This is a genomic window from Lysinibacillus sp. NPDC097231, assembly GCF_044761885.1.
Lineage (GTDB): Bacteria > Bacillota > Bacilli > Bacillales_A > Planococcaceae > Lysinibacillus.
This window is the reverse complement of the sequence record NZ_JBIWDH010000004.1, coordinates 23,070-45,648: the sequence shown is the minus strand read 5'-3', so window position 1 is coordinate 45,648 and position 22,579 is coordinate 23,070. Positions and strand designations below refer to the sequence as shown.

Annotated in this window: 24 protein-coding genes; all 24 read left to right on the top strand. The window is 38.7% G+C overall.

Features of this window, described 5'->3' with window-relative positions; genetic code table 11:
• The first annotated feature begins 124 nt into the window (after positions 1 to 124).
• Positions 125 to 337 carry a DUF2768 domain-containing protein gene (locus ACIQXF_RS04445; protein ID WP_402779580.1) on the top strand — a complete coding sequence of 71 codons (213 nt, stop codon included), beginning with the start codon at positions 125 to 127 and terminating at the stop codon, positions 335 to 337.
• Between the two features lie 22 nt (positions 338 to 359).
• A complete protein-coding gene (locus ACIQXF_RS04440) occupies positions 360 to 1,148 on the top strand; it encodes a hypothetical protein (RefSeq protein WP_402779578.1) in 789 nt (262 codons plus the stop codon).
• A 97-nt stretch (positions 1,149 to 1,245) separates the two neighbouring features.
• The gene (gene spoIVA, locus ACIQXF_RS04435; protein ID WP_402779576.1) at positions 1,246 to 2,724 is read left to right on the top strand and encodes a stage IV sporulation protein A; all 1,479 of its coding nucleotides are present in this window, start codon (positions 1,246 to 1,248) and stop codon (positions 2,722 to 2,724) included.
• A 199-nt stretch (positions 2,725 to 2,923) separates the two neighbouring features.
• Positions 2,924 to 3,196, top strand: a complete 273-nt coding sequence (locus ACIQXF_RS04430; protein ID WP_004232618.1) for an HU family DNA-binding protein — start codon at positions 2,924 to 2,926, stop codon at positions 3,194 to 3,196.
• 335 nt (positions 3,197 to 3,531) lie between these two features.
• Positions 3,532 to 4,101, top strand: a complete 570-nt coding sequence (gene folE, locus ACIQXF_RS04425) for a GTP cyclohydrolase I FolE (RefSeq protein ID WP_402779574.1) — start codon at positions 3,532 to 3,534, stop codon at positions 4,099 to 4,101.
• A 61-nt stretch (positions 4,102 to 4,162) separates the two neighbouring features.
• Positions 4,163 to 4,381, top strand: coding sequence for a trp RNA-binding attenuation protein MtrB (gene mtrB / locus ACIQXF_RS04420; RefSeq protein WP_004232621.1), 219 nt, complete (start codon positions 4,163 to 4,165; stop codon positions 4,379 to 4,381).
• A gap of 251 nt (positions 4,382 to 4,632) precedes the next feature.
• Entirely contained in the window at positions 4,633 to 5,400 is a 768-nt protein-coding gene (locus ACIQXF_RS04415) for a heptaprenyl diphosphate synthase component 1 (RefSeq protein WP_402779571.1), read from the top strand.
• A gap of 15 nt (positions 5,401 to 5,415) precedes the next feature.
• The gene (locus ACIQXF_RS04410; RefSeq protein ID WP_402779569.1) at positions 5,416 to 6,120 is read left to right on the top strand and encodes a demethylmenaquinone methyltransferase; all 705 of its coding nucleotides are present in this window, start codon (positions 5,416 to 5,418) and stop codon (positions 6,118 to 6,120) included.
• Between the two features lie 19 nt (positions 6,121 to 6,139).
• A complete protein-coding gene (gene hepT / locus ACIQXF_RS04405) occupies positions 6,140 to 7,114 on the top strand; it encodes a heptaprenyl diphosphate synthase component II (protein WP_402779567.1) in 975 nt (324 codons plus the stop codon).
• 85 nt (positions 7,115 to 7,199) lie between these two features.
• The gene (ndk, locus tag ACIQXF_RS04400; protein ID WP_402779565.1) at positions 7,200 to 7,616 is read left to right on the top strand and encodes a nucleoside-diphosphate kinase; all 417 of its coding nucleotides are present in this window, start codon (positions 7,200 to 7,202) and stop codon (positions 7,614 to 7,616) included.
• A 364-nt stretch (positions 7,617 to 7,980) separates the two neighbouring features.
• Positions 7,981 to 9,129: a thiolase family protein gene (locus ACIQXF_RS04395; protein ID WP_402779563.1), complete on the top strand. Its 1,149-nt coding sequence runs from the start codon at positions 7,981 to 7,983 to the stop codon at positions 9,127 to 9,129.
• 15 nt (positions 9,130 to 9,144) lie between these two features.
• Positions 9,145 to 9,912 (top strand): 3-hydroxyacyl-CoA dehydrogenase, encoded by a 768-nt coding sequence (locus tag ACIQXF_RS04390; RefSeq protein ID WP_402779561.1) that lies wholly within the window; start codon positions 9,145 to 9,147, stop codon positions 9,910 to 9,912.
• An 85-nt stretch (positions 9,913 to 9,997) separates the two neighbouring features.
• On the top strand, positions 9,998 to 11,623 hold the full coding sequence (locus ACIQXF_RS04385; RefSeq protein ID WP_402779559.1) for a long-chain fatty acid--CoA ligase: 1,626 nt from the start codon (positions 9,998 to 10,000) through the stop codon (positions 11,621 to 11,623).
• Between the two features lie 149 nt (positions 11,624 to 11,772).
• On the top strand, positions 11,773 to 12,012 hold the full coding sequence (locus ACIQXF_RS04380; protein WP_402779557.1) for a hypothetical protein: 240 nt from the start codon (positions 11,773 to 11,775) through the stop codon (positions 12,010 to 12,012).
• A gap of 84 nt (positions 12,013 to 12,096) precedes the next feature.
• Entirely contained in the window at positions 12,097 to 12,867 is a 771-nt protein-coding gene (locus ACIQXF_RS04375) for a CheR family methyltransferase (protein ID WP_402779555.1), read from the top strand.
• Between the two features lie 523 nt (positions 12,868 to 13,390).
• Entirely contained in the window at positions 13,391 to 14,572 is a 1,182-nt protein-coding gene (gene aroC, locus ACIQXF_RS04370) for a chorismate synthase (RefSeq protein ID WP_402779553.1), read from the top strand.
• 3 nt (positions 14,573 to 14,575) lie between these two features.
• On the top strand, positions 14,576 to 15,667 hold the full coding sequence (gene aroB / locus ACIQXF_RS04365) for a 3-dehydroquinate synthase (RefSeq protein WP_402779551.1): 1,092 nt from the start codon (positions 14,576 to 14,578) through the stop codon (positions 15,665 to 15,667).
• Positions 15,664 to 16,032 carry a chorismate mutase gene (gene aroH / locus ACIQXF_RS04360; protein WP_402779549.1) on the top strand — a complete coding sequence of 123 codons (369 nt, stop codon included), beginning with the start codon at positions 15,664 to 15,666 and terminating at the stop codon, positions 16,030 to 16,032. The genes aroB and aroH overlap by 4 nt, the downstream gene beginning before the upstream one ends.
• Positions 16,033 to 16,050: 18 nt before the next feature.
• Entirely contained in the window at positions 16,051 to 17,151 is a 1,101-nt protein-coding gene (gene hisC, locus ACIQXF_RS04355) for a histidinol-phosphate transaminase (protein WP_402779547.1), read from the top strand.
• On the top strand, positions 17,148 to 18,245 hold the full coding sequence (locus ACIQXF_RS04350; RefSeq protein ID WP_402779545.1) for a prephenate dehydrogenase: 1,098 nt from the start codon (positions 17,148 to 17,150) through the stop codon (positions 18,243 to 18,245). Before hisC ends, ACIQXF_RS04350 begins: the two co-directional genes overlap by 4 nt.
• 72 nt (positions 18,246 to 18,317) lie before the next feature.
• Positions 18,318 to 19,604 (top strand): 3-phosphoshikimate 1-carboxyvinyltransferase, encoded by a 1,287-nt coding sequence (gene aroA, locus ACIQXF_RS04345; protein ID WP_402779543.1) that lies wholly within the window; start codon positions 18,318 to 18,320, stop codon positions 19,602 to 19,604.
• Between the two features lie 95 nt (positions 19,605 to 19,699).
• Positions 19,700 to 20,968 (top strand): tetratricopeptide repeat protein, encoded by a 1,269-nt coding sequence (locus ACIQXF_RS04340; RefSeq protein WP_402779541.1) that lies wholly within the window; start codon positions 19,700 to 19,702, stop codon positions 20,966 to 20,968.
• 14 nt (positions 20,969 to 20,982) lie between these two features.
• Complete coding sequence (locus ACIQXF_RS04335) at positions 20,983 to 21,540, top strand: ReoY family proteolytic degradation factor (RefSeq protein ID WP_402779539.1); 558 nt, start codon at positions 20,983 to 20,985, stop codon at positions 21,538 to 21,540.
• Between the two features lie 482 nt (positions 21,541 to 22,022).
• Positions 22,023 to 22,472 carry a DUF2487 family protein gene (locus tag ACIQXF_RS04330; RefSeq protein ID WP_402779537.1) on the top strand — a complete coding sequence of 150 codons (450 nt, stop codon included), beginning with the start codon at positions 22,023 to 22,025 and terminating at the stop codon, positions 22,470 to 22,472.
• Positions 22,473 to 22,579 lie beyond the last annotated feature (107 nt).

Sequence of the window (22,579 nt, the reverse complement as noted above, 5' to 3'; positions counted from 1 at the left end):
CGTAAAGTTATAAAGGTTGTCCATTTGATGATAGTTATTGGACAACTATTTCTTTTTAGCGAAGGCACATAGTATAATATACTTTGATTGTTTCGTGACATTGAAGAAAGGTGGTTTGTCTTGAATGGGTCCGTTAGCACATATGCCTGCACTTGATATTATGTGGGTATCATTTTATTGTATCGGCTTTATGATTATATCAGTCGGTTTAATTTATTTAGCTCGTAATAAGATTTCAAACGTTTTTTTACGTACAATCGTAAATTTATTTGCATACATACTGTTTGGGCTTGGCACATTTTTAATGGTACTAATTGTTGCCACATGGCCAGCATAAAAAATAATGAGGTGGAAGTGACATGAAAAAACTAAGTGCTTTACTTTTGGTAATAGCAACCGCGGTACTTCTAGTAGGTTGTGCATATCCAGAAGATGAAAAAAGGGCAAAGTTAGTGCCTGATGCTGATCAACTAGCTGCTATTCAACGTGCGGTTGATGAATATCGTGAAGCAACTGGTGGACTGGTTCCGATTAAAAATAGTGAGCTGGATACAGATATATATATAAAATATTTAATTGATTTTGAAAAACTAATGCCTAAATATCTCGCACAAATTCCTGGAAATGCCTATGAAAAAGGTGGGATTTTTCAATATATTATTTGGGATCCAGAGAATCAGGCTAAAGTAAAATTAGTAGATTTAAATGCTGCTGAACGTATTCGAGAAATCAATATACGTAAAATGTCTCTCCAATATTTACCGATAAAAGGTTCAACTTCAGATAATGTATACCAAATTAACTTTGAAGAACTGGGCTATAAAACAGATGTAACCGTTAAAAGTCCTTATTCAGGTGCCGAACTGCCAATGTTTATGACAGGTGATGGCGAAATGCATGTCGACTATTCAATTGATTTAGGCCAACTACTAAAAGAAGACAAGCCTGATGTGAAGCCTGGAGATGATATTCGACAGCTACTTGTTGATAAATATCCAGTAGTGCCAGCATATTCTGTGCCATATACTGTAGATGAAAATGGGGATCCAACATATTATATGGATGCCTATAATAGTGACGCAAAAAAAGCTAGAGAAAAAGTTATAGAAAAAGCAAAAAAAGAGGCAGAATCTCAAACTACAAAATAATAGTCAACAAGAGCTCCTTACATTTGTGAGGGGCTTTTTCATATTTGTCTCTTCACGTGCATATAGTGAAAAAGCGTAGATAAAGGAGGCAGAAACCTTGAGTGAAGCAGTATTTAAAGAAATTGCAGAGCGCACAAATGGCGATGTTTATATTGGTGTTGTCGGTCCAGTACGTGTAGGTAAATCAACATTTGTAAAAAAGGTTATGGAATCAGTAGTGTTACCAAATATTGTGGATGAAACAGAAAGAATGCGTGCACAAGACGAGTTGCCTCAAAGCTCGCCGGGGCCAGTCATTATGACTGCTGAGCCGAAGTTTGTACCTGCCCAAGCAACACGTATTGCGGTCGGTGAAGATGAAATGACATTCCAAATTCGTTTAGCAGATTGCGTTGGTTATGTTATTGACGGTACAAAGGGATATGAGGATGAAAATGGCCCTAAGTATGTGCATACACCTTGGCATACAGAGCCAATCCCATTCCAAGAAGCAGCGAAAATAGGTACAGATAAAGTAATTCGTGACCATGCTAATATAGGGATTGTCGTAACAACAGATGGTACAGTGAATGGGATAAGTCGTCGTGCGGCGGAGAAGGCAGAGGAAGAAATTATTGAACAATTAAAAGAAATCGGAAAACCTTTTGTTGTTGTGTTGAATTGCCAAATGCCAGCAAGAGAAGAAACGGTACAGCTCCGAAATGAACTATTTGAACGTTATAATGTTCCGGTAATTGCAATGTCCATCGATCAAATGCGTGAATCTGATATTCAGTACATTCTACAGGAGGCATTATTTGAATTTCCAATCCGTACGATTGAGGTAGAAAAACCAGATTGGTTAGATGTACTAGATGCATCACATCCTTTGAATGTAGCACTAATTGATTCGATGGAGGAAGTGTTATCATCAGTAATGAAAATTAGAGATGTGCAACAGGCGTCAGATGCCTTTAAAGCCATCGATTTTATTGACCAAAGTGAAGTGGTACATGTGGATTCTGGTATCGGTACTGCGATCATTCGGGTGTCCTTGCAGGAACAGCTGTATAAATCAGTTTGTAATGAATGGCTAGATGAGCCAATTGAGACAAAGAAAGATTGGCTACTCTTTATTAAAGAAGCAGCAGAAGCAAAGGAGGCGCAAAAACGCTTTAAAACCGCTATTCAGGAAGCTGATAAGAATGGCTATGGTGTAACATTGCCAATGATGCAGGAGTTCGAACCAACAGCACCAGAGCTTATAAAACAAAATAATTTCTATGGTGTGCGTATGAAAGCGAAGGCACCGTCTTATCATATCATTCGGGTAGATATGGAATCAGAATTTGCGCCACTTATCGGCTCAGAATTCCATAGTCAACAGTTACTTAAAGATTTAAACCATGCTTATTTACACGATCGTGATGCATTATGGAACACACAGCTTTTTGGAACTCCTTTGCATGAAGTGTTAAAAGAAGGAATTCGCTACAAAATGGATGCTGTACCATCTACAGCCAAAAAGCGTATGCGTCAAACAATCGAAAGAATGGTGAACGAAGGCGATAGAGGATTAGTAACATTTATTTTATAGTGATAAAAGGGAAATTAGAGCACAAAAAATTAGCACAGGGCATTTCGTTTTCATGCGAAAAGTCCTGTTATTTTTATTTTTTGGGTGAAAAAATGATTTTTTGGTTATAATCATGAATGAATACAGTTGCGTAGCGGTTTTCTATGTGTTACTCTTTTTACAGAATTGATTCATGACCCTTTGAGAGGAGGTGAATGGTGTGAATAAAACAGAATTAGTAAACTCTGTTGCTGAAGCTGCAGGTCTTTCTAAAAAAGACGCTTCTAAAGCAGTTGAAGCTGTATTTGATACAATTCAAGATGCTCTTGCAAAGGGTGACAAAGTACAATTAATTGGTTTTGGTAACTTTGAAGTACGTGAACGTGCGGCTCGTAAAGGTCGTAACCCACAAACTGGTAAAGAAATCGAAATCGCTGCTAGCAAGGTACCTGCTTTCAAACCAGGTAAAGCGCTTAAAGATGCTGTAAAATAATACACGTCTAGTAGTTACATAGAGCAGCCTTCATGTAAACGAACATGGAGGCTGCTCTTTTTTACTGCACTCAAGAAAGTCGCGCGGGTATGTTTAGTCATGATATACATAGAACGTTGCAAGAAAACAGATGTCAATCTTGTTTAAGGATTATAGCTATCATATGCACTATTATTGAATGTGTTCCATTTTTTGAAATCATATAAGTGGCTAATTTGCTCATATAGCGTTGAATTTCTTTTGATTCAGGTAAGTCGTTTTGCGCTTACCTTTTGGATATGCTACGATGCATAGGGAAATGTGTAATGTTTTGATATGCAGGAGGTTTTTTTCGGATGTCGAATGTTGATTTATTGAAAATAGAGGAAGCAGTAAAAATGATTTTAGAAGCTGTAGGTGAAGATGTAAATCGTGAAGGGTTACTTGATACACCCAAACGTGTAGCCAAAATGTATGCGGAAATGTTTTGTGGTATACATGAAGACGCAAGAGATTATTTTAAAACAGTGTTTCATGAGGATCATGAGGAATTAGTACTTGTAAAGGACATTCCATTCTATTCGATGTGTGAGCATCATCTAGTGCCTTTTTACGGCAAAGCTCATGTAGCCTACATACCGAACGATGGCATTGTGGCAGGTCTAAGTAAATTAGGACGTGCCGTAGAAACAATTGCTCGTCGTCCGCAATTACAAGAGCGTATTACTTCCTCAGTTGCTGACACACTAATGGAAATGCTATCTCCAAAAGGTGTTTATGTTGTCATTGAGGCAGAACATATGTGCATGACTATGCGAGGACTTAAGAAGCCTGGTTCTAAAACTGTGACATCGGTTGCGCGTGGCATTTACGAGGAAGATGAAGTAAAACGAAGAGAAGTATTGTCATTTATTCAAATGTCTTAAATTGCATGTCTAATTATGTTATGATGGACTAAGAATTTGGCGGATTTAAGGAGTGTACAAAATGTCACAAGATTATATTGTTATTCAAGCAGAAGAAGATGGCGTGCATGTAATAGGTTTAACGCGCGGTACAGATACAAAGTTCCATCATTCTGAAAAATTAGATGCTGGAGAAGTGATGATTGCTCAATTTACGGAACATACATCAGCTATGAAAATTCGTGGGAAAGCACAGATTCATACAGCCCATGGTGTCATTAATAGCGAGGCTAAAAAGTAATAACAGTAAATTTCATTCAGTATCTAAATGAAATTGAGGTGCACATATAATCGATAAAATGTGTAAAACTTTAATTATGTTTTTAATCCGATTTTAAAGGCAGTTTTTATGGAGAAGCTCTACTGCCTATCATGTTGATTGAAGCAAAAATTTTTTATTCCGAATCGTCGCGTATGCTATAATGACTCAGTAAGCAAACGTTAGGTCATGAAAGCGACTAACGTATCTGAAAGTGAAATGGAGTAAGGTCTATGAATGCAACATACATTCAAAATTCAATTGCACAGTTAAAAACAGAGATTTTCATGGATGTTCGTCATAGAACTTTGCAAAAATACACAGGCGTACCTGTGCTAGATGAAAATCAATTGTTTTACTTGTTAGTTCCCTTTTTGAATGGTGAAGAGTGGCAACAAGAACAAAGAGAAGCTGCAATCACTGTTGGAATTGTGTACGCAGCTTTATCGGCGCATGATCATATAAAAGAATTGGATGCCACATCAAAAGAACAGCAGCTAACCGTTTTAGCTGGAGACTTTTATAGTGGTCGTTATTATGAAATTTTAGCGATGTCAGGCAATGTCGCATTAATTAGAAATTTGTCGCAAGGGATTATAGCACGTTGCGAGAACCAAATTAAAGTATATGAGGCAACAAACAGATCGGTCGAACAATGGTTTGCCTCAATGAGCAACATTGAATCAGGATTAATCTCAAAATTTTTTGAGCTCTATTCATTTGGTACGTACATTCCAATTATGGAAAAGAGCTTATTAATCTTGCGTTTGGAAAGAGAATGGTCGGCTTATCAACGTGGACAAGTATCTTTAATGGGCGGGGCGCTTGAAGAGAGTGCAAGACATGCTGGTGCGACTTATAATAGCGTCATTCAGGATAAAATTGTGCAATTAAAAACAGAGCTGTTGCAGGTGATTGATGATGCATCGTTTTTACAAAGTGATGTGAAACAAGCTCTACAAGCACGTGTGGAGGCATCTATAGCTTCTACTAACGGATAAGAGAGGTTTTTCAAAATGGCTAAATCGAAAGAAGAGCACGTTCACGAAGTATTTGAAAGTATTTCGGAAAACTATGACAAAATGAATGGTGTTATTAGTTTCCAGATGCACGTCGGCTGGCGCAATGATACGATGCAGCGCATGGCTGTAAAACCTGGAGCTAAGGCACTGGATGTTTGCTGTGGTACGGCAGATTGGACAATCGCCTTAGCAGAGGCAGTTGGTGAAAGTGGAGAAGTTAAGGGACTAGACTTTAGTCAAAACATGCTGAATGTTGGCAAGCAAAAGGTAAAGCAATATCCGCAAATTGAACTAATCCATGGTAATGCTATGGAATTACCTTTTCCAGACAATACATTTGATTATGCGACGATTGGTTTTGGTCTACGCAATGTACCAGATTATTTGCAAGTGTTAAAAGAAATGAATCGTGTTGTAAAACCAGGTGGAATGGTTGTTTGTTTAGAGACATCGCAATCTGAAATCCCAGGCTATCGACAACTATTCCGTTTTTATTTTAAATTTATAATGCCGATATTTGGTAAAATATTTGCGAAAAGCTATAAAGAATATTCTTGGCTACAGGAATCTGCAAATGATTTCCCAGGTATGAAAAAGTTAGCGGCAATGTTTGAGCAAGCAGGTTTAGAAAAAGTAACGTACAAAGCATACAGTGGCGGTGCTGCGGCAATGCATATAGGCTTTAAAAAGGTACGTTAATGGGGGAAGGTTTTCACACGTGGAAAAGATGAAGTTAAAACTACTCTATTCCGATTTGAAATCAGATATCGATATCATTGAACAAGAGTTAGAAAAAGCGGTCAACTCTTCTTCGTATTTGATCAATGATGCTTCTCTCCATTTATTACAAGCTGGTGGCAAACGGATACGGCCGATTTTCGCGTTGCTTGGCGCGAAATTTGGCGAATATGATATCGAGAAGCTGAAGGATGTAGCCGTGCCTTTAGAGCTTATCCATATGGCATCACTTGTGCATGATGATGTAATTGATGATTCCGATATGCGTAGAGGACGCCCGACTGTCAAATCCCAATGGAATAATAGAGTAGCAATGTACACGGGCGATTTTATTTTTGCACGTGCACTTGAATATATTACGAAGCTTGAAGACCCATTAGTGCATCAAATTTTAGCGCGGACAATGGTGGAGATTTGTAACGGTGAGGTCATTCAAATCGAAGATAAATTTAGGTTAGACCAAGGTTTAAAGGATTATTTTAGACGCATTAAACGCAAAACCGCATTGCTTATTTCTTCTAGTTGTGAGCTTGGAGCAGTCGCGGCAGGTGTCGATGCTAAAACCGTGAGACATTTAAAACGCTTTGGCTATTTTGTGGGCATGAGCTTCCAGATTATCGATGATGTTTTAGATATTATGGCAACAGATAAAGAATTAGGGAAGCCAGCAGGTAGTGATTTATTGCAGGGAAATATTACATTACCGATTTTATTGTTAAAAGATGACCCAGAGATGCAACCTTATCTAGTAAAAGTATTTACGGGTACATTAACAGAAACAGAACGTCAAAATATGCTGCGGTATGTGCGTAAATCTGCTGCAATTGAGCAAGCTAATAAAATGAGCGATAAATATTTGAAAAAGGCATTACAGGAAATAGATGCATTGCCAAAACATCCCGTTAAGAAAAAATTACGTGATGTCGCTTTATTTATGGGCAAGCGCAAATTCTAGCTTTTTGTTGTACAAAGGCTTATTTTTTGTTAATATTTATCGGTAGGTGTAAAACCTGTTAGACGAATTTAAGGAGTGTTTTAACATGGCAATTGAACAAACTTTTTTAATGGTTAAGCCAGACGGCGTTGAGCGTCAAGTGGTTGGTGACATCGTAGATCGTTTCGAACGTCGCGGTTTTGTAATGAAAGGTGCTAAATTAATGGTAATTTCTAAAGATTTAGCAGAAAAGCACTATGCTGAGCATGCTGAGCGTCCATTCTTTGGTGAATTAGTTGATTTCATCACTTCAGGTCCAGTATTTGCTATGGTATGGGAAGGCGAGAACGTTATTAAGCTTGCTCGTACAATGATGGGTGCAACTAAACCAGAAGAATCTAACCCAGGTACAATCCGTGGTGACTATGCAACAACTGTTTCTCACAACATCATCCACGGTTCTGACTCTCTTGCTTCTGCAGAGCGCGAAATCGGCTTATTCTTCGGTGAAGATTTAGTTTAATTTGCAAATACATCAAGCAATCTCAATTCAATTTGAGATTGCTTTTTTGTTTGCTCAGATATTAAAGCGGCGAATAGAATCATTAAACTGATGGATAGCACACTCAAAGTGATAGATAGAATCTTTACTGGCGGATAGTTTCCTCGAACTGACAAATTGAATAATTAAAATAGAAAATAGAATCATAGATACATATGGAATTGTTAAAAACTTCTTACTCATGTAAAATAAATGCTATAATATTCTGATAATTAAAGCTTTTGAATAGTTTAATAATCGGGAATATATTTCCTAACATCTAAATACACTTTAACGTGATAGATGATAGGGAATATGAGAATTGAAGGGCAAAGGGGTTTTAATTATGAGAGAAGTGGTGATTGTAGCGGCTGTTCGTACAGCAGTTGGCAGAAGTAGAGGGGCGTTGAGTAATGTTCGAGCAGATGACTTAGCAGCAGATGTACTGCAAGAAGCGGTTCAACGTGCTGGGATTAACAAGGAACAGGTAGAGGATGTTATTTTTGGCTGTGTGACACAAACGGCTGAACAAGGGGCAAATATAGCTCGTACGGCGTTATTAATGGCAGGCTTTCCAGAGTCTGTCCCAGGTGTGACAATTGATCGTCAATGTGGCTCAAGTCAGCAGGCGGTACACTTTGCAGCACAGGCTATTTTAGCTGGTGATATGGACATAGTTATCGCTGGTGGGGTTGAAAGTATGACGAGAGTACAAATGGGTTCTAACATGAAGGGTGCCCATGTAGGTAAACGCTTACATGATAACTATTCTATTATACATCAAGGGTTATCAGCCGAAAATATAGCTGGAAAATGGGGACTAAAAAAGGAACAGCTAAATAACTATGCCTACAATAGTCATAGACGAGCATTAACTGCTATTGAGGCGGGACATTTTAAAAAGGAAATACTACCTATCCAAATTACCCAAGAAGACGGTTCAGTTACAACATTTTCAGTTGATGAGGGACCGCGTGCTGAAACAACGATTGATATATTAAATGGATTAAGAACAGTTTTCCAAGAGGATGGTGTAATAACAGCTGGTAATGCAAGTCAAATGAGCGATGGTGCATCGGCAGTAGTTGTTATGTCTTTAGAAAAAGCACAGGAGCTTGGAATTCAACCACTTGCCAAAATTGTCACAAGGGTTGTAGTTGGTTCGGATCCGACGTTAATGCTAACTGGTCCAATTGAGGCGACACGACAAGCGCTAGAGCGTTCAGGACTTACAATTGAAGAAATTGATACGTATGAGGTAAACGAGGCTTTTGCTCCGGTACCACTTGTATGGTTGCATGAAATTGGCGCAGATCCAAATAAATTAAATCCAGATGGTGGAGCAATAGCTTTAGGGCATCCATTAGGCGCAACTGGTACCAAACTGTTAACAACAATGCTGTATCGGATGGAGCGGGAAAATTTACGTTATGGTTTACTTGCTATTTGCGAAGGTATGGGGATGGCAAATGCCACTATTATTGAAAAAATGTAAAAGGGGTTGTGTTAGATGAAGGGTCATGAAGTAATAGCGATTGTAACAGGTGGAGCATCTGGTTTAGGCGAGGCAACTGTCCGTAAAATTGTTGCAGAGGGCGGCAGGGCAGTTATTTTTGATGTCAATGACGAACGAGGACATGCATTAGTAGAAGAGTTGGGCGAGAATGTCCAATATGCACGTGTTGATGTAACGCAAGAAGCTGATGTAGCTGCAGGGCTAGAGCAAGCAATAGCAAGTTTTGGTTCCATTAATGTAACAGTCAACTGTGCTGGAATCGCTGATGCAAGTAAAGTAATTTCAAAACGTGGTGTCCATGCACTTGATTTATTTGCAAAGGTGATCTCTGTCAATTTAATTGGTACTTTCAATGTTATTCGTCTAGCAGCTGAAAAAATGCAGCATAATGAGCCAAACGAAGATGGTCAGCGTGGGGTAATTATTAATACTGCATCTGTGGCAGCGTTTGATGGACAAATTGGACAAGCGGCATATAGTGCATCGAAGGGCGGTGTGGCAGCGATGACTTTGCCGATTGCTCGGGAGCTTGCTGAAATTGGTGTGCGTGTCATGACAATTGCTCCAGGATTAATCGAGACGCCAATGTTTGCAACGTTACCAGAGCCAGCAAGAAAGGCACTTGCCAACATGACTCCTTTCCCTAAAAGACTTGGGAAACCATCTGAATACGCGCTATTGGTTGAAAGCATTATTCAAAACGGATTGTTAAATGGTGAAGTAATCCGCTTAGATGGCGCGATTCGTATGCAGCCAAAGTAAGAAAAAAAGAGTTTCAAAATCAACGGTTATCTTCATTTTAGTATTGGACGTTTCAAAAATTTTGTGAGCAAAGGGGAGCGTTATTATGCATATGATGAATACACCTTTATTATTAACAAGTTTTTTGAATCGAGCAGAGCGATTTTTCCATGCGAAAAAAATATATTCACGGACAAGCTCTACAACAATTCACGAGTTTACCTATAAAGACTATGTAAAACGAACTCGTAAATTAGCACATGCCCTTACTAAGCTGGGGATGGAGCGAGGTATGAAGGTGGGTACCTTTGCTTGGAATCATCACCGCCATTTAGAAGCATATTTTGCAGTCCCATGTGCAGGAGCCGTTTTGCATATGATTAATATTCGATTAGCTCCTGAGCATATTGTTTATGTCATTAATCATGCAGAAGATGAAATATTATTAATTGATGATAACTTAGTTCCACTTATTGCACCGATTGTCTCACAGCTGAAAACTGTAAAGCATTTTATCGTAATGGGGGATGCAGTCTTGCCTGAAACTATTCCATTACCGAATGCTCTTTCTTATGAGGCATTACTTTCAGAGGCAAATGATAATTTTAATTTCCCAAATGATTTAGATGAAAATACACCTGCTGGCATGTGCTATACAAGTGCGACTACAGGAATGCCAAAGGGTGTTGTGTATACGCATCGAAGTATTGTCCTTCATAGTTTGGCAGCAGGGCTCTCAGATAGTATTGCTATTAGTGAGTCAGATGTTGTCCTGCCTGTCGTGCCAATGTTCCATGCAAATGCGTGGGGCTTCCCGTTTGCTAGTGTATTATTTGGTGCTACACAGGTATTACCAGGGCCAATGTTTACACCACAGCTACTACTAGATTTATTTGAAACATATAAGGTTACGTTGACTGCAGGTGTACCAACAATTTGGTTAGGTGTTTTACAGGAGCAACGCAAAAATCCGCGTGATTTGACTTCGTTACGTTTGATTGTCTGTGGTGGTTCGGCATCTCCGCTTGGTCTAATTCGTGGCTTTGAGGAGGAACATGAAATTCCTTATATTACGGGCTATGGTATGACTGAGACATCGCCACTTGTTAGCCTCTCGACTTATTTAACACACATGCAAGAGTATACATTGGACGAAAAAATGGACGTTCGCATTACACAGGGGATAACAGTGCCACTCATTGAAACACGAGTTGTGAATGAAAATGGTGAAGTACCTTGGGATGGCAAAACAATGGGCGAGCTGACAATTAGGGGTCCGTGGGTTGCTGGAGAGTATTACAATGATGAACGAACAAATGAAGCCTTTAAAGATGGCTGGTTATACACTGGTGATATTGCCGTGGTGACAGTTGATGGTTATATTAAAATTACAGATCGTACAAAGGATTTAATTAAGAGTGGTGGAGAGTGGATTTCATCGGTGGAGCTGGAAAATGCTTTAATGTCGCATCCGAAAGTATTTGAGGCAGCTGTTATCGCAATTCCACATGAAAAATGGATTGAACGACCACTAGCATGTGTTGTACCAAAACCAGAATATAAGGATTCCATTACGAAAACAGAACTATTAGAGGATCTATCCGTTCAATTCCATAAAACATGGATTCCTGATGATGTTGTGTTTTTAGATGAGGTACCTAAAACCTCTGTAGGTAAATTCCTGAAAGCGAAATTACGAGAAGATTTAAAGGATTATCGAGTAGAGGTATAGGAAAAAACTTTGAAGGTAGTGTTAACTACCTTCAATTTTTATGCAAACATTTCAGGTGGGAATAATACTTGTAAATTAATGAAAAAATGAAAAGGTAAAGTGAAACTATTTTTTCCACTTTACCGTATAATCATTATAAATGAAAGGATGTGGACGGATTGGGAATTGCAACGATAGGTATTATTGCAGGAGTAATTATTTGTTTAGCAGGTATTTTTACAGATGCACATACAAAAAAACAAAAAATTAATTTAAAGGCTATTGAGAAGGAAGTGGAACTAGAAAAACTCAGATTACAAACGTATACAATGGAAACAGAAAAATTACGCCTAGAATTAGAGCAATCAAAAGTGTTGTTATTAGAAGAAAAACAAAACTCAACTAAGTAACTTGGATTACATGTGAAAGACTATTTCAGGAATGGCACTTTTCCGCTATAATGGAAATACGACGCTAGAGGGGAAGATGACCGTATGTCTGATTATGAACAATTTATAGAAGGTATAAAGCGCAAAACAGGAATAGATTTAGCGTTATATAAAGAAGCGCAAATGAAAAGACGATTAACATCTCTGTATGAGAAGAAGGGGTATCGTAATTTTGTAGACTTTCTTAAGGCACTTGAACAAGATCGTGATTTAATGAATGAGTTTTTAGATCGCATGACGATCAATGTTTCCGAATTTTACCGTAATGGTAAGCGCTGGGAAGTATTGCAGAAGAAAATATTTCCGAAATTATTGCAATCTAATAAGCGTTTAAAAATTTGGAGTGCTGCTTGTTCAACAGGGGAAGAACCTTATTCATTAGTAATGGTATTATCTCAATTAGTTCCATTATCTCAAATCCAAATAATTGCCACTGATTTAGATGAGAATGTCATCCAAAAGGCGAAATTAGGTGTGTATCCTGAGCGCTCATTAGCAGAAGTGCCAAGTGATATTAAAGCTAAGTATTTTGAGCAAGAAGGTTCCTTCTATAGGGTCAAGGATGAGATTAAACGTTGTGTAACTTTTAAGAAGCATAATTTACTTAAGGATCATTACGATACTAATTACGATTTAATTGTCTGCCGCAATGTCATGATTTATTTTACTGAAGAAGCAAAGGATCAGATTTATGCTGATTTTAGTAAAGCGCTACGCAAGGATGGGATTTTATTCGTTGGCTCAACAGAGCAAATCTTTAATCCATCACGTTATGAGTTTGAAGTAGAAGATACATTCTTCTATCGACGAAAATAGTTAATAATATGAGAAAAGCAATCGTACAGTAGACAACAAGAATGTCGTGTACATATTGAAAGGCATCAGACATAGATAAATCGTACGCTTTTCGCTTGTTATAAGCAAAAAGCGTATTTTTAATCTTCATTCAGTAGGTGTCCAAACACCTACTGAATGAAGATTAAGCCTCCGGCGGATGTCACGGATTTTGAAAGGAATGAATTGTGCTTGCACAATTCAAAATCCGGACGCAATTACGCCAAGGCGAAATTGATAGTTGTTGAAAATTTTTTTACACAAATCGTTCAGAATATTCGCATTTAACATAGTGTTGAATTGATTGAAGTGAGTTAGAATGAAGTGAAAAAGATATATATACTATAGAGTTTGAAGAATATAATTTATGGTTGTTAGAACGGTTCGAAATTTGTAAACAATTAAAGAGAGACTTTAACGACATTTGCAAAAGGACTGTTTTTTTAATGAATATATGTTATAGTGAAAAATACATACTTTAGCGAGTTGAAGGGAGAAAGCGTTTATGCGTTACTTAACAGCAGGAGAGTCACACGGACCCCAATTAACAACAATTATTGAGGGCTTACCGTCACTCTTACCAATTACAGCAGAAAAAATTAACCACGATTTAAAACGTCGCCAAGGAGGACATGGCCGTGGTCGCCGAATGCAGATTGAAACAGATACAGTAGAAATAGTTTCTGGTGTTCGTCATGGGCAAACACTTGGTTCTCCCGTAGCACTCGTAGTCACAAATGATGACTGGAAGCACTGGACGAAAATTATGGGAGCAGAACCATTGGCAGAAGATGTAAATCCTGAAGATATTAAACGTCAAATTTCACGTCCACGTCCAGGACATGCTGATTTAGTAGGAGGCATGAAATACGGACACCGTGATTTACGTAATGTTTTAGAGCGTTCTTCAGCACGCGAAACAACTGTTCGTGTAGCTGCAGGTTCTGTTGCAAAGGCGTTATTAAATGAATTAGGTATCTCCATTGTGTCACATGTAACAGAAATCGTTGGTATTAAGGCAGATACTTCTTTAATAGAAGGGAAATCTGTGGATGAAGTTCGTACCATTATAGAAGCAGACCCTTGTTACTGTGTTGACCCAGAGGCCTCTGCAAAGATGGTAGAAGCAATTGATGAAGCGAAAAAAGCGGGAGATTCAATTGGTGGCGTTGTAGAAGTTATCGTTGAAGGAATGCCAGCTGGTGTCGGTTCATATGTTCATTATGATCGTAAGCTTGATGCGAAATTAGCAGCTGCAATGTTATCTATTAATGCATTTAAAGGTGTTGAGTTTGGAATTGGGTTTGAAATGGCACGTCGCAAAGGTTCCGAAGTACATGATGAAATTATTTGGTCTGAAGAACATGGTTATACTCGAGCAACGAATCGCCTTGGTGGTTTAGAAGGCGGAATGTCAACTGGCATGCCAATTGTCGTACGTGGTGTTATGAAGCCAATCCCTACATTATATAAACCGTTACAAAGCGTTGACATTGAAACAAAAGAGCCATTCAAAGCTAGTGTAGAGCGCTCGGATAGTTGTGCAGTACCAGCGGCATCAGTAGTAGCAGAACATGTTATTGCCTGGGAAATAGCGAATGCTATTTTGGAACAATTCCATAGTGATCAATTACCTCAATTAAAAGCTCAAATCGATGAACAACGTCGTTATACAAAGGGGTTCTGATTTATGCGAGTACCAGTAGCAACGAAATCACATCAATATGAGGTGATTCTTGGCCATAATTTTTTAGCTGAAGCAGTAAAGGCATTTGACGATAAACTTCAAAAAGCCGATAAACTTATTGTTTTTACAGATGCTAATGTATGGGCAGCACAAGGAGATTACTTCAAGGAGAATTTCCCCTATGATTTCGAGGTTTATGTCTTACCTAGCGGTGAGGCATGTAAAACTTTTGAACAATATCATGCAGCACAAACATTTTTACTGGAACAAAAATGTTCACGCAAATCGTTTATTTTTGCATTTGGTGGAGGTGCTGTAGGAGATTTAACTGGCTTTGTAGCTGCCACATTTATGCGTGGAGTACCGTTTATTCAAATTCCGACGACGATTTTAGCACATGATTCAGCAGTGGGTGGTAAAACAGCAATTAATCATCCGTTAGGTAAGAATATGATCGGTGCGTTTTATCAACCCGAGGGAGTTATTTATGATACCGTATTTATAGAAAGCTTATCTGAACGTGAGGTGCGTTCAGGAACAGCAGAAGTGATCAAGCATGCGATGATTTCTAATGCAACATGGTTAGAGGAATTAATGGCTGCAGAGACTGTTATTCATTTCAGCACTGAAGAATTAGCAAACCAGCTTAGAAAAGGTATAGAAGTAAAAGCGCAAATAGTCGCAGAGGATGAAACTGAACAATCGGTGCGGAAATTTTTAAACTTAGGCCATACCTATGGACATGCTATTGAAGCAGCCGCAGGATATGGAAAAGTAGCGCACGGTGAAGCTGTAATGATTGGACTCGTATATTGCTTATTATTAAGTGAACGATACGGCGAGTTGGATCGTCACTTCACTACAGCATTTTTACAGTTTGCATTGAAAAATGGGTATCCATTTGGAGCTGTAAAAGAGTATTCTTTTGAACAATTAACAGAGTATTTAATGAAAGATAAAAAAGCGGAGTATGGAATTTTACAATTTGTATTGTTGGAAAAAATAGGTAAGCCTTTTGTGCAACCAATTGATCTAGCGAAGTGCAAAGAGGTAGATGCCGAATTCCGACAGTTATTAGCGGAGGTGCTTGTATGATTCGTGGACTTAGAGGAGCAATTACAATTGAATCTGACAAGCCAGAGCTTGTATGGGATGAGACAGCAAGATTAGTACGTGAAGTAGTAGCTGCAAACAATGTGGAGATAGATGATATTGCTTCAATCCTTATATCCACAACACCTGATATTACGTCAGCATTTCCGGCACGTGCTGTACGATTAATGGACGGTTGGCAATATGTACCTGTTATGTGTACCCATGAAATGAACGTGCCAGACGCGTTACCACTTTGTATTCGTGTATTAATCCATGCGAATGTAGAAGTTGCACAAAAGGATGTAAAGCACTTGTATCTCAATGATGCAGTGAAATTAAGACCAGATTTAGCCCAAGCTAAATAATTAGAGGAGATGTTTGAGATGAAATGGAAACAACAATTGGACGGTATGCAAGCATATAAGCCTGGTAAACCAATTGAAGAAGTACAACGTGAATATGGCTTACAAGAAGTCGTAAAATTAGCATCTAATGAAAACCCATTTGGTTGTTCACCAAAGGTAACAGCTTATTTACAAAGTCATTCAGTAAATCATGCTATCTATCCAGACGGCTATGCACAAAATTTACGCACAGCTGTTGCAGATCATCTAGGTGTTAAAGAAACACAGCTTCTTTTTGGTAACGGCTCCGACGATATCATTGCAATTATTACGCGTGCACTGTTGTATCCAGGTGTGAACACAGTCATGGCAGATCCATCCTTCTCTCAATACTGGCACAATGCTGACATTGAAGGCGCAGAGGTGCGTAAAGTTCCTTGTGTTGAAGGTGCACATGATCTAGATGCAATGGCAGCGGCGATTGATGATAACACATCAATTGTTTGGGTTTGTAGCCCAAATAATCCAACTGGAGTAGTAATACCTGATGTTGAATTGCGTGCCTTTCTAGCTAAGGTTCCAAAGGATGTACTAGTAGTTCTAGATGAAGCATATATCGAATACGTAACTCACCCTGATCATAAAGATACTCTACCATTAATTGACGAGTATCCAAATGTACTATTATTGCGCACTTTCTCAAAAGCATATGGCCTTGCTTCTTTCCGTGTTGGTTATGCTATTGGGCAACCAGACGTAATTGCTAAACTTGATCCAGTAAGAGCGCCTTTTAACAATACGATTTTAAGTCAAGCAGTTGCTGCAATCGCCCTAAGTGACCAAGAATTTATCAATACATGTCGTGAAGCAAATGAAAAAGGCAAAGAGCAATATATTCAATTCTGTGAAAAGCATAATTTGCAATACTTCCCTTCTGATACAAACTTTATTTTCTTTAATACGAAAGCTGATAGTGATGTTGTGTTCCAAGAGCTAATGAAACGAGGCTTTATCATCCGTAGTGGGAATGCCTTAGGATTACCAGGATTTATCCGTGTGACAATCGGAACAGAGGCTCAAAATGAAGCACTATTAGGCCACCTTGAGCATGTCTTAAAAGAGCAAGGAGTTTTTGCATGACACGTAAAGTGCTCGTGATTGGGCTAGGCCTTATTGGTGGATCAATTGCCTTGGCCTTACAAAAGGCACCGGAAACCAAAATTTTTGGTTTTGATCTGGATGCAAAAACACGTGAACATGCAAAAACGTTAAATATTGTTCATGATATTGTGGCAGATCCCAAATCAGTTGCAGCAGAAGTGGATATTATTATTTTTGGAACACCCGTCAATGCAACACTTGAATGGATGGAACAATTAAAATCTTGGCCATTAAAAAATAAAGTAATCGTAACAGATACAGGTAGTACTAAAAAAATGATTATGCAAAAGGCTGGAGAATTACGTGAGCTAGGCATTACCTTTATTGGTGGACATCCTATGGCAGGTTCCCATAAAAGTGGTGTATTAGCTGCGAAGGCTCACCTTTTTGAAAATGCGTATTATATGCTGACACCACTCGCTGGTGAAGAAATTGTCAATATGGCTCAGCTTGAAAGTTTATTAAAATTTACACATGCCAAAGTTGTTAGCGTTTCTGCTCGCGAGCATGATCATATGACAGCTGTAGTTAGTCATTTCCCACATGTCATTGCTGCCTCACTTGTGCATCAGCTAGGTGGAGAAAATGGGGAATATCCGATGACGCGTTCACTTGCTGCAGGAGGTTTCCGTGACGTAACGCGTATTGCCTCGTCCAATCCGATTTTATGGAGAGATATTACATTACAAAATCGTGAAGAGCTTATTGCACAGTTGGATGGCTGGGAAAAGGAAATGAGCCATGTCAAGGAACTGCTCTTACATGGAAGTTCGAATGACATTGAAAACTATTTTGCAGTTGCTAAAGAATTAAGGGATGAATTACCGATCAGTGCAGGAGCAATGTTCACATCATTTGATTTATATGTTGATGTTCCTGACTATCCAGGGGTTATTTCTGAAGTGACAGGCTTGCTTGCTGATGAAGCGATTAGTATTACGAATTTACGTATCGTAGAGTCACGTGAAGATGTTTTCGGTATTCTTGTTATTAGCTTACAAAGCGAAAGTGACCGTGAACGTGCGGCAGCGTGTATACAAAATCGTGCTAATTTTGAAACATATATTTCCTAGGCTCCCTTGAATAGGGATATGTCTGTTTCGAATTATGGCGCTTTCTATCTTCATATTGGGGGGAAGAAAACTATGAGTGAAAAAGTATTACAATATAATAAACCTTCCTTACAAGGAACTTTAACGATTCCTGGTGACAAATCTGTTTCACATCGTTCTGTAATGTTTGGAGCTATTGCAACTGGTAAAACGACTGTTGATGGCTTTTTACTTGGTGAGGACTGTTTGAGCACAATTGATTGTTTCCGGAAGCTCGGTGTAAAAATTGATGTTGAAGGCACAAATGTATCCATTGACAGTCCAGGTATTGAAAGCTGGCAAGAGCCTACAGAGGTATTGTACACGGGGAATTCTGGTACGACGACACGCTTAATGCTAGGAATTCTAGCTGGTTCCAATGTACATTCGGTGATGACAGGAGATGCGTCTATTGGAAAACGACCAATGCGCCGTGTTATTGATCCACTCCGTCAAATGGACGCGCAAATTACTGGTCGGGCAAATGGACAATATACGCCATTAGCCATTCAAGGTACAGTATTACAAGCGATTGATTATCACATGCCTGTTGCAAGTGCCCAAGTGAAATCAGCTATTTTACTTGCTGGTTTACGTGCGGAGGGTACTACTATAGTACGTGAAACGGAAGTATCTCGAGACCATACTGAGCGCATGCTGCGTCAATTTGGTGCGAAGGTTGATGTGGTGGATGGTGTGATCTCATTAAAAGGAGGTCAAACTTTGACAGGTACGCATGTTTCTGTACCGGGTGATATTTCATCTGCAGCATTTTTCTTAGTGGCAGGAGCGATCTGTGAAGAAAGTAAAATAACACTAGAAAATGTCGGAATTAATCCAACGCGAGATGGCATTATCGAGGTTCTTCAAAATATGGGAGCATCTATGACGCTGGTGCCAAATGAAGATAGTCAATCAGAGCCGACAGCAACCATTACAATTGAAACGTCATCATTAAAAAGTACTACAATTGAGGGCGATATTATTCCTCGACTTATCGATGAAATCCCTATCCTTGCTTTATTAGCAACGCAAGCGAAAGGAAAAACGATTATTAAAGATGCTGAGGAACTAAAAGTAAAAGAAACAGACCGCATAACAGCTGTAGTGGATGAGTTGAAAAAACTAGGCGCATCTATTGAAGCAACTGAGGATGGTATGATTATTGAAGGTCCAACACCATTGCGGGGTGCTAGCCTTAGAACTTATGGAGATCATCGTATCGGTATGATGGGAGCTATTGCTGCACTTATAGCAGATGGAGCAGTCATTTTAGATGACGCAGAATGTATTGCAGTTTCCTATCCGTTGTTTTTTGAGCATATAGAGGCTGTGAAGTAAAGTTGATGGTAGACTCTCCAAGTTTTTGGGGAGTTTTTTCTTGTTTCGAAAGAAAATGTTTTGTAGCATAAAGGTATCAATGAAAGAATAGGTGAATGACTGTGAACAATGCGATGACTGAAATGATGCAAGCACTTGAACAAGGGGACTTAGCATTAATTGATCAGCTACTTGAATCATTTTTAATGAAAGAATTACCCGAAGAAATTTATGCGCTAGCTGAGGTTTTTATGCAGTATGGGTATATGAAGGAAGCTGACCGTGTACTGGAGCATTTACAATTTTTATTCCCAGAAGAGGCACAGTTAAAAATCGATCGTGCAAATGTTTTAATGGAGCTTGGCGAAGAAGATGATGCTTTAGATTTATTATTAGAAATAGAGGAGGCATCACCAGAATATCCTCAAGCTTTATTAGTATTAGCGGATTATTACCAAATGCAAGGATTGTTTGAGGTAGCGGAAAAGCGTATTAATGAGGCGTTAGTTATATTACCAGAGGAGCCATTATTACAATTTGCTAAAGCAGAACTATTATTTGAAACAGGCCGTTTTTTAGAGGCTGCGAGACTATATGAAGAATTAAATGGACAACAAGGTGAATTTGCTGGCGTAAGTCTTGTTGAACGACTCGCTGAGGTGTATCGAGCTGGAGCTGCTTATGAAACAGCGTTGGATTACTATTTAATAGCACTTGAAGATGAAGTAAAGCCAGATATTTTATTTGGGGCAGCTTATTCAGCATTCCAATCTCAAAAATATGAAATGGCGATCAAACAATTAGAAGAATTAAAAGAACTAGACCCAGATTATTTTTCTGCCTATTTATTACTTGCCGAAAGCTATGCCATGACAGAAGACAATAAAAAAGCATATGGGGCTATTATGGAAGGGTTAAAGCGTGACGAGTATGATAAGTCCTTATACTTATTCGCTGGTAAAATGGCGCTAAAAAACGGCTTGCAAGCAGAAGCAGAACAGCATCTACGTGAAGCAATTGCGCTTGATCCAGAATACATGGAGGCAGTGTTAGCATTAATTTCTGTGTTGGCACAGCAAGAGCGTTCTGAGGATGTCATCGAATTATTTGAAGCATTACAGCAGAATGATTTTGAATGGAGCACGTTATATCCGTTTGCAGCAAATGCATATGAAAATTTAGAATTGTACGACCGTGCATACGAATTTTACCGTTTGGCATATAATGATTTTAAGGAAGACGCAACATTTTTAGAAAAATATGTTTATTTCTTATTAGAGGAAGGAAAGCGTTTAGAAGCTAAAGAGGTACTCGGTCATTTAATAGCTATTCAACCGGGTGAAACAGAGTGGCAAGAGAAGTTAGAAGCCTTAGAATTTGAGTAAAGGAGGGAGTGGGTATGACTGCTTCTGTATCAGTTGTCGATAAAAAAGCATTTGTTAGATGGTTTTTAAAAAATTATCAATTGAAACGTCGTGAGTGTGTATGGATTTTAAATTATCTCTTAAGCAATGATGAACTATTAAAACGAATTCGATTTGTTGAAGAAGCTCACTATTGTCCTAGAGCAATGGTGATGTCGACAGTTGACTCAACAGGTGTGCCGTTTCGGTTTTATAAAGGTAATGTAATGACTGCAGATGCTGAGAAATCTTTCCATGATTTACGCTTACATGAACAAGAAGATATGTATATCCAATTGAATTTTCCAAATACACCACCAAGTGCACAATACTTAGCAGTTCTTGAAGAAAACCCTTATATGCCAGAAACACTGATTGTAAGTGAAAAAGATCGTTTACTGGCAGAAGAGCTGCTTTCCAACAGCTTACTCGTATTCCAGGAAGAAAAATTACTCGCACAGATTGATGAAGCCCTCGATCAGGGAAATGAAGAGCGCTTTTATGAATTGTCTAATTTGTTACAAGCTTTAAAGGAAACGGCTAATTTACGTTAGTAATAGGCAAAAATTGAATGTCCTTTCTCTACCTCAATATGATAACATAACAGGTGAATGATTGTTTTCACTTTTTATTGGCTATCCTATTGAAGAGTGGAGAAGGGCATTTTTTATCTTCATTCAATAGGTGTACTTAAACACCTACTGAAATAGAGGAACTCAGTCTAAGAACGCCACGTCCTGTAGCAACGACTGAGTGACCAACATAATGTTGTTGCTGTCGCTATGCTTTCGCACAGACAAAACTATTTTGCTGCCGCTGCGTTAGCACTACGCTTTCGCATAAAAAACATCTGTTGGTCTAAAGCCCCGGCGGATGTCACGGATTTTGAAAGGAGGCCTGCACGATGTAGGTCAGTTAACTGTTGTCACAGGAAGTGACGGTTTTAGGTTAACTTCCTACAAATGGCACAATTTCAAAATCCGGACGCAATTACGCCAAGACGAATAGATTTATTTTGCAATGAGGAGGTTTGTGGATGTATTTTAATGCAAGCGATGTGACATCGTTTATGGCTCAGAAGGAATTTATCGATACAGCAATTGTTCCACTCGTATCCGTCGATTTATCTTCTGAAAAAATGAAGCAGAGTGGTACAGAGGCGGATTTTTTGTTATCGCTCACATCTTTTGTTGAACAACAATTTAAAGGCCGTCTATTACTTATGCCACCGTTTTCGTATAGTGCAGCTTTGAAAAACGAAGAAATGCCACAGCAATTAGAGGCGCAATTACATAATGCTGGTTTTAAGCATGTGTTCTTCATTACTTGTGACCATTTTTGGACAAATATTGGAGATGTAGTAAATGTTATTTGGCTACCAGCGATTCCGCTAGAAAGTATGGATAAAGGTGTGAAAAACTCCATTCTCGAAGATCAATTACGTCAAGTGATTCCGATGTTTTCGACCAAATGGGCACAGATTTAACAATTTGTTTCAATAAATGTTCACATTCTCCAGCTTTCCACAGAATGCTATATTGACCAAGCTATGGACTTGATATATCATAGATATGTCCTAGTATTACTATTTGT

Bases quoted from the DNA above. Each gene is read 5' to 3' on its own strand.
- ACIQXF_RS04445 (WP_402779580.1), top strand. From the start codon at position 125: ATGGGTCCGTTAGCACATATGCCTGCACTTGATATTATGTGGGTATCA.
- ACIQXF_RS04440 (WP_402779578.1), top strand. From the start codon at position 360: ATGAAAAAACTAAGTGCTTTACTTTTGGTAATAGCAACCGCGGTACTT.
- folE (WP_402779574.1), top strand. From the start codon at position 3,532: ATGTCGAATGTTGATTTATTGAAAATAGAGGAAGCAGTAAAAATGATT.
- mtrB (WP_004232621.1), top strand. From the start codon at position 4,163: ATGTCACAAGATTATATTGTTATTCAAGCAGAAGAAGATGGCGTGCAT.
- ACIQXF_RS04415 (WP_402779571.1), top strand. From the start codon at position 4,633: ATGAATGCAACATACATTCAAAATTCAATTGCACAGTTAAAAACAGAG.
- ACIQXF_RS04410 (WP_402779569.1), top strand. From the start codon at position 5,416: ATGGCTAAATCGAAAGAAGAGCACGTTCACGAAGTATTTGAAAGTATT.
- ndk (WP_402779565.1), top strand. From the start codon at position 7,200: ATGGCAATTGAACAAACTTTTTTAATGGTTAAGCCAGACGGCGTTGAG.
- ACIQXF_RS04395 (WP_402779563.1), top strand. From the start codon at position 7,981: ATGAGAGAAGTGGTGATTGTAGCGGCTGTTCGTACAGCAGTTGGCAGA.
- ACIQXF_RS04390 (WP_402779561.1), top strand. From the start codon at position 9,145: ATGAAGGGTCATGAAGTAATAGCGATTGTAACAGGTGGAGCATCTGGT.
- ACIQXF_RS04385 (WP_402779559.1), top strand. From the start codon at position 9,998: ATGCATATGATGAATACACCTTTATTATTAACAAGTTTTTTGAATCGA.
- ACIQXF_RS04375 (WP_402779555.1), top strand. From the start codon at position 12,097: ATGTCTGATTATGAACAATTTATAGAAGGTATAAAGCGCAAAACAGGA.
- aroC (WP_402779553.1), top strand. From the start codon at position 13,391: ATGCGTTACTTAACAGCAGGAGAGTCACACGGACCCCAATTAACAACA.
- aroB (WP_402779551.1), top strand. From the start codon at position 14,576: ATGCGAGTACCAGTAGCAACGAAATCACATCAATATGAGGTGATTCTT.
- aroH (WP_402779549.1), top strand. From the start codon at position 15,664: ATGATTCGTGGACTTAGAGGAGCAATTACAATTGAATCTGACAAGCCA.
- hisC (WP_402779547.1), top strand. From the start codon at position 16,051: ATGAAATGGAAACAACAATTGGACGGTATGCAAGCATATAAGCCTGGT.
- ACIQXF_RS04350 (WP_402779545.1), top strand. From the start codon at position 17,148: ATGACACGTAAAGTGCTCGTGATTGGGCTAGGCCTTATTGGTGGATCA.
- aroA (WP_402779543.1), top strand. From the start codon at position 18,318: ATGAGTGAAAAAGTATTACAATATAATAAACCTTCCTTACAAGGAACT.
- ACIQXF_RS04340 (WP_402779541.1), top strand. From the start codon at position 19,700: ATGACTGTGAACAATGCGATGACTGAAATGATGCAAGCACTTGAACAA.
- ACIQXF_RS04335 (WP_402779539.1), top strand. From the start codon at position 20,983: ATGACTGCTTCTGTATCAGTTGTCGATAAAAAAGCATTTGTTAGATGG.
- ACIQXF_RS04330 (WP_402779537.1), top strand. From the start codon at position 22,023: ATGTATTTTAATGCAAGCGATGTGACATCGTTTATGGCTCAGAAGGAA.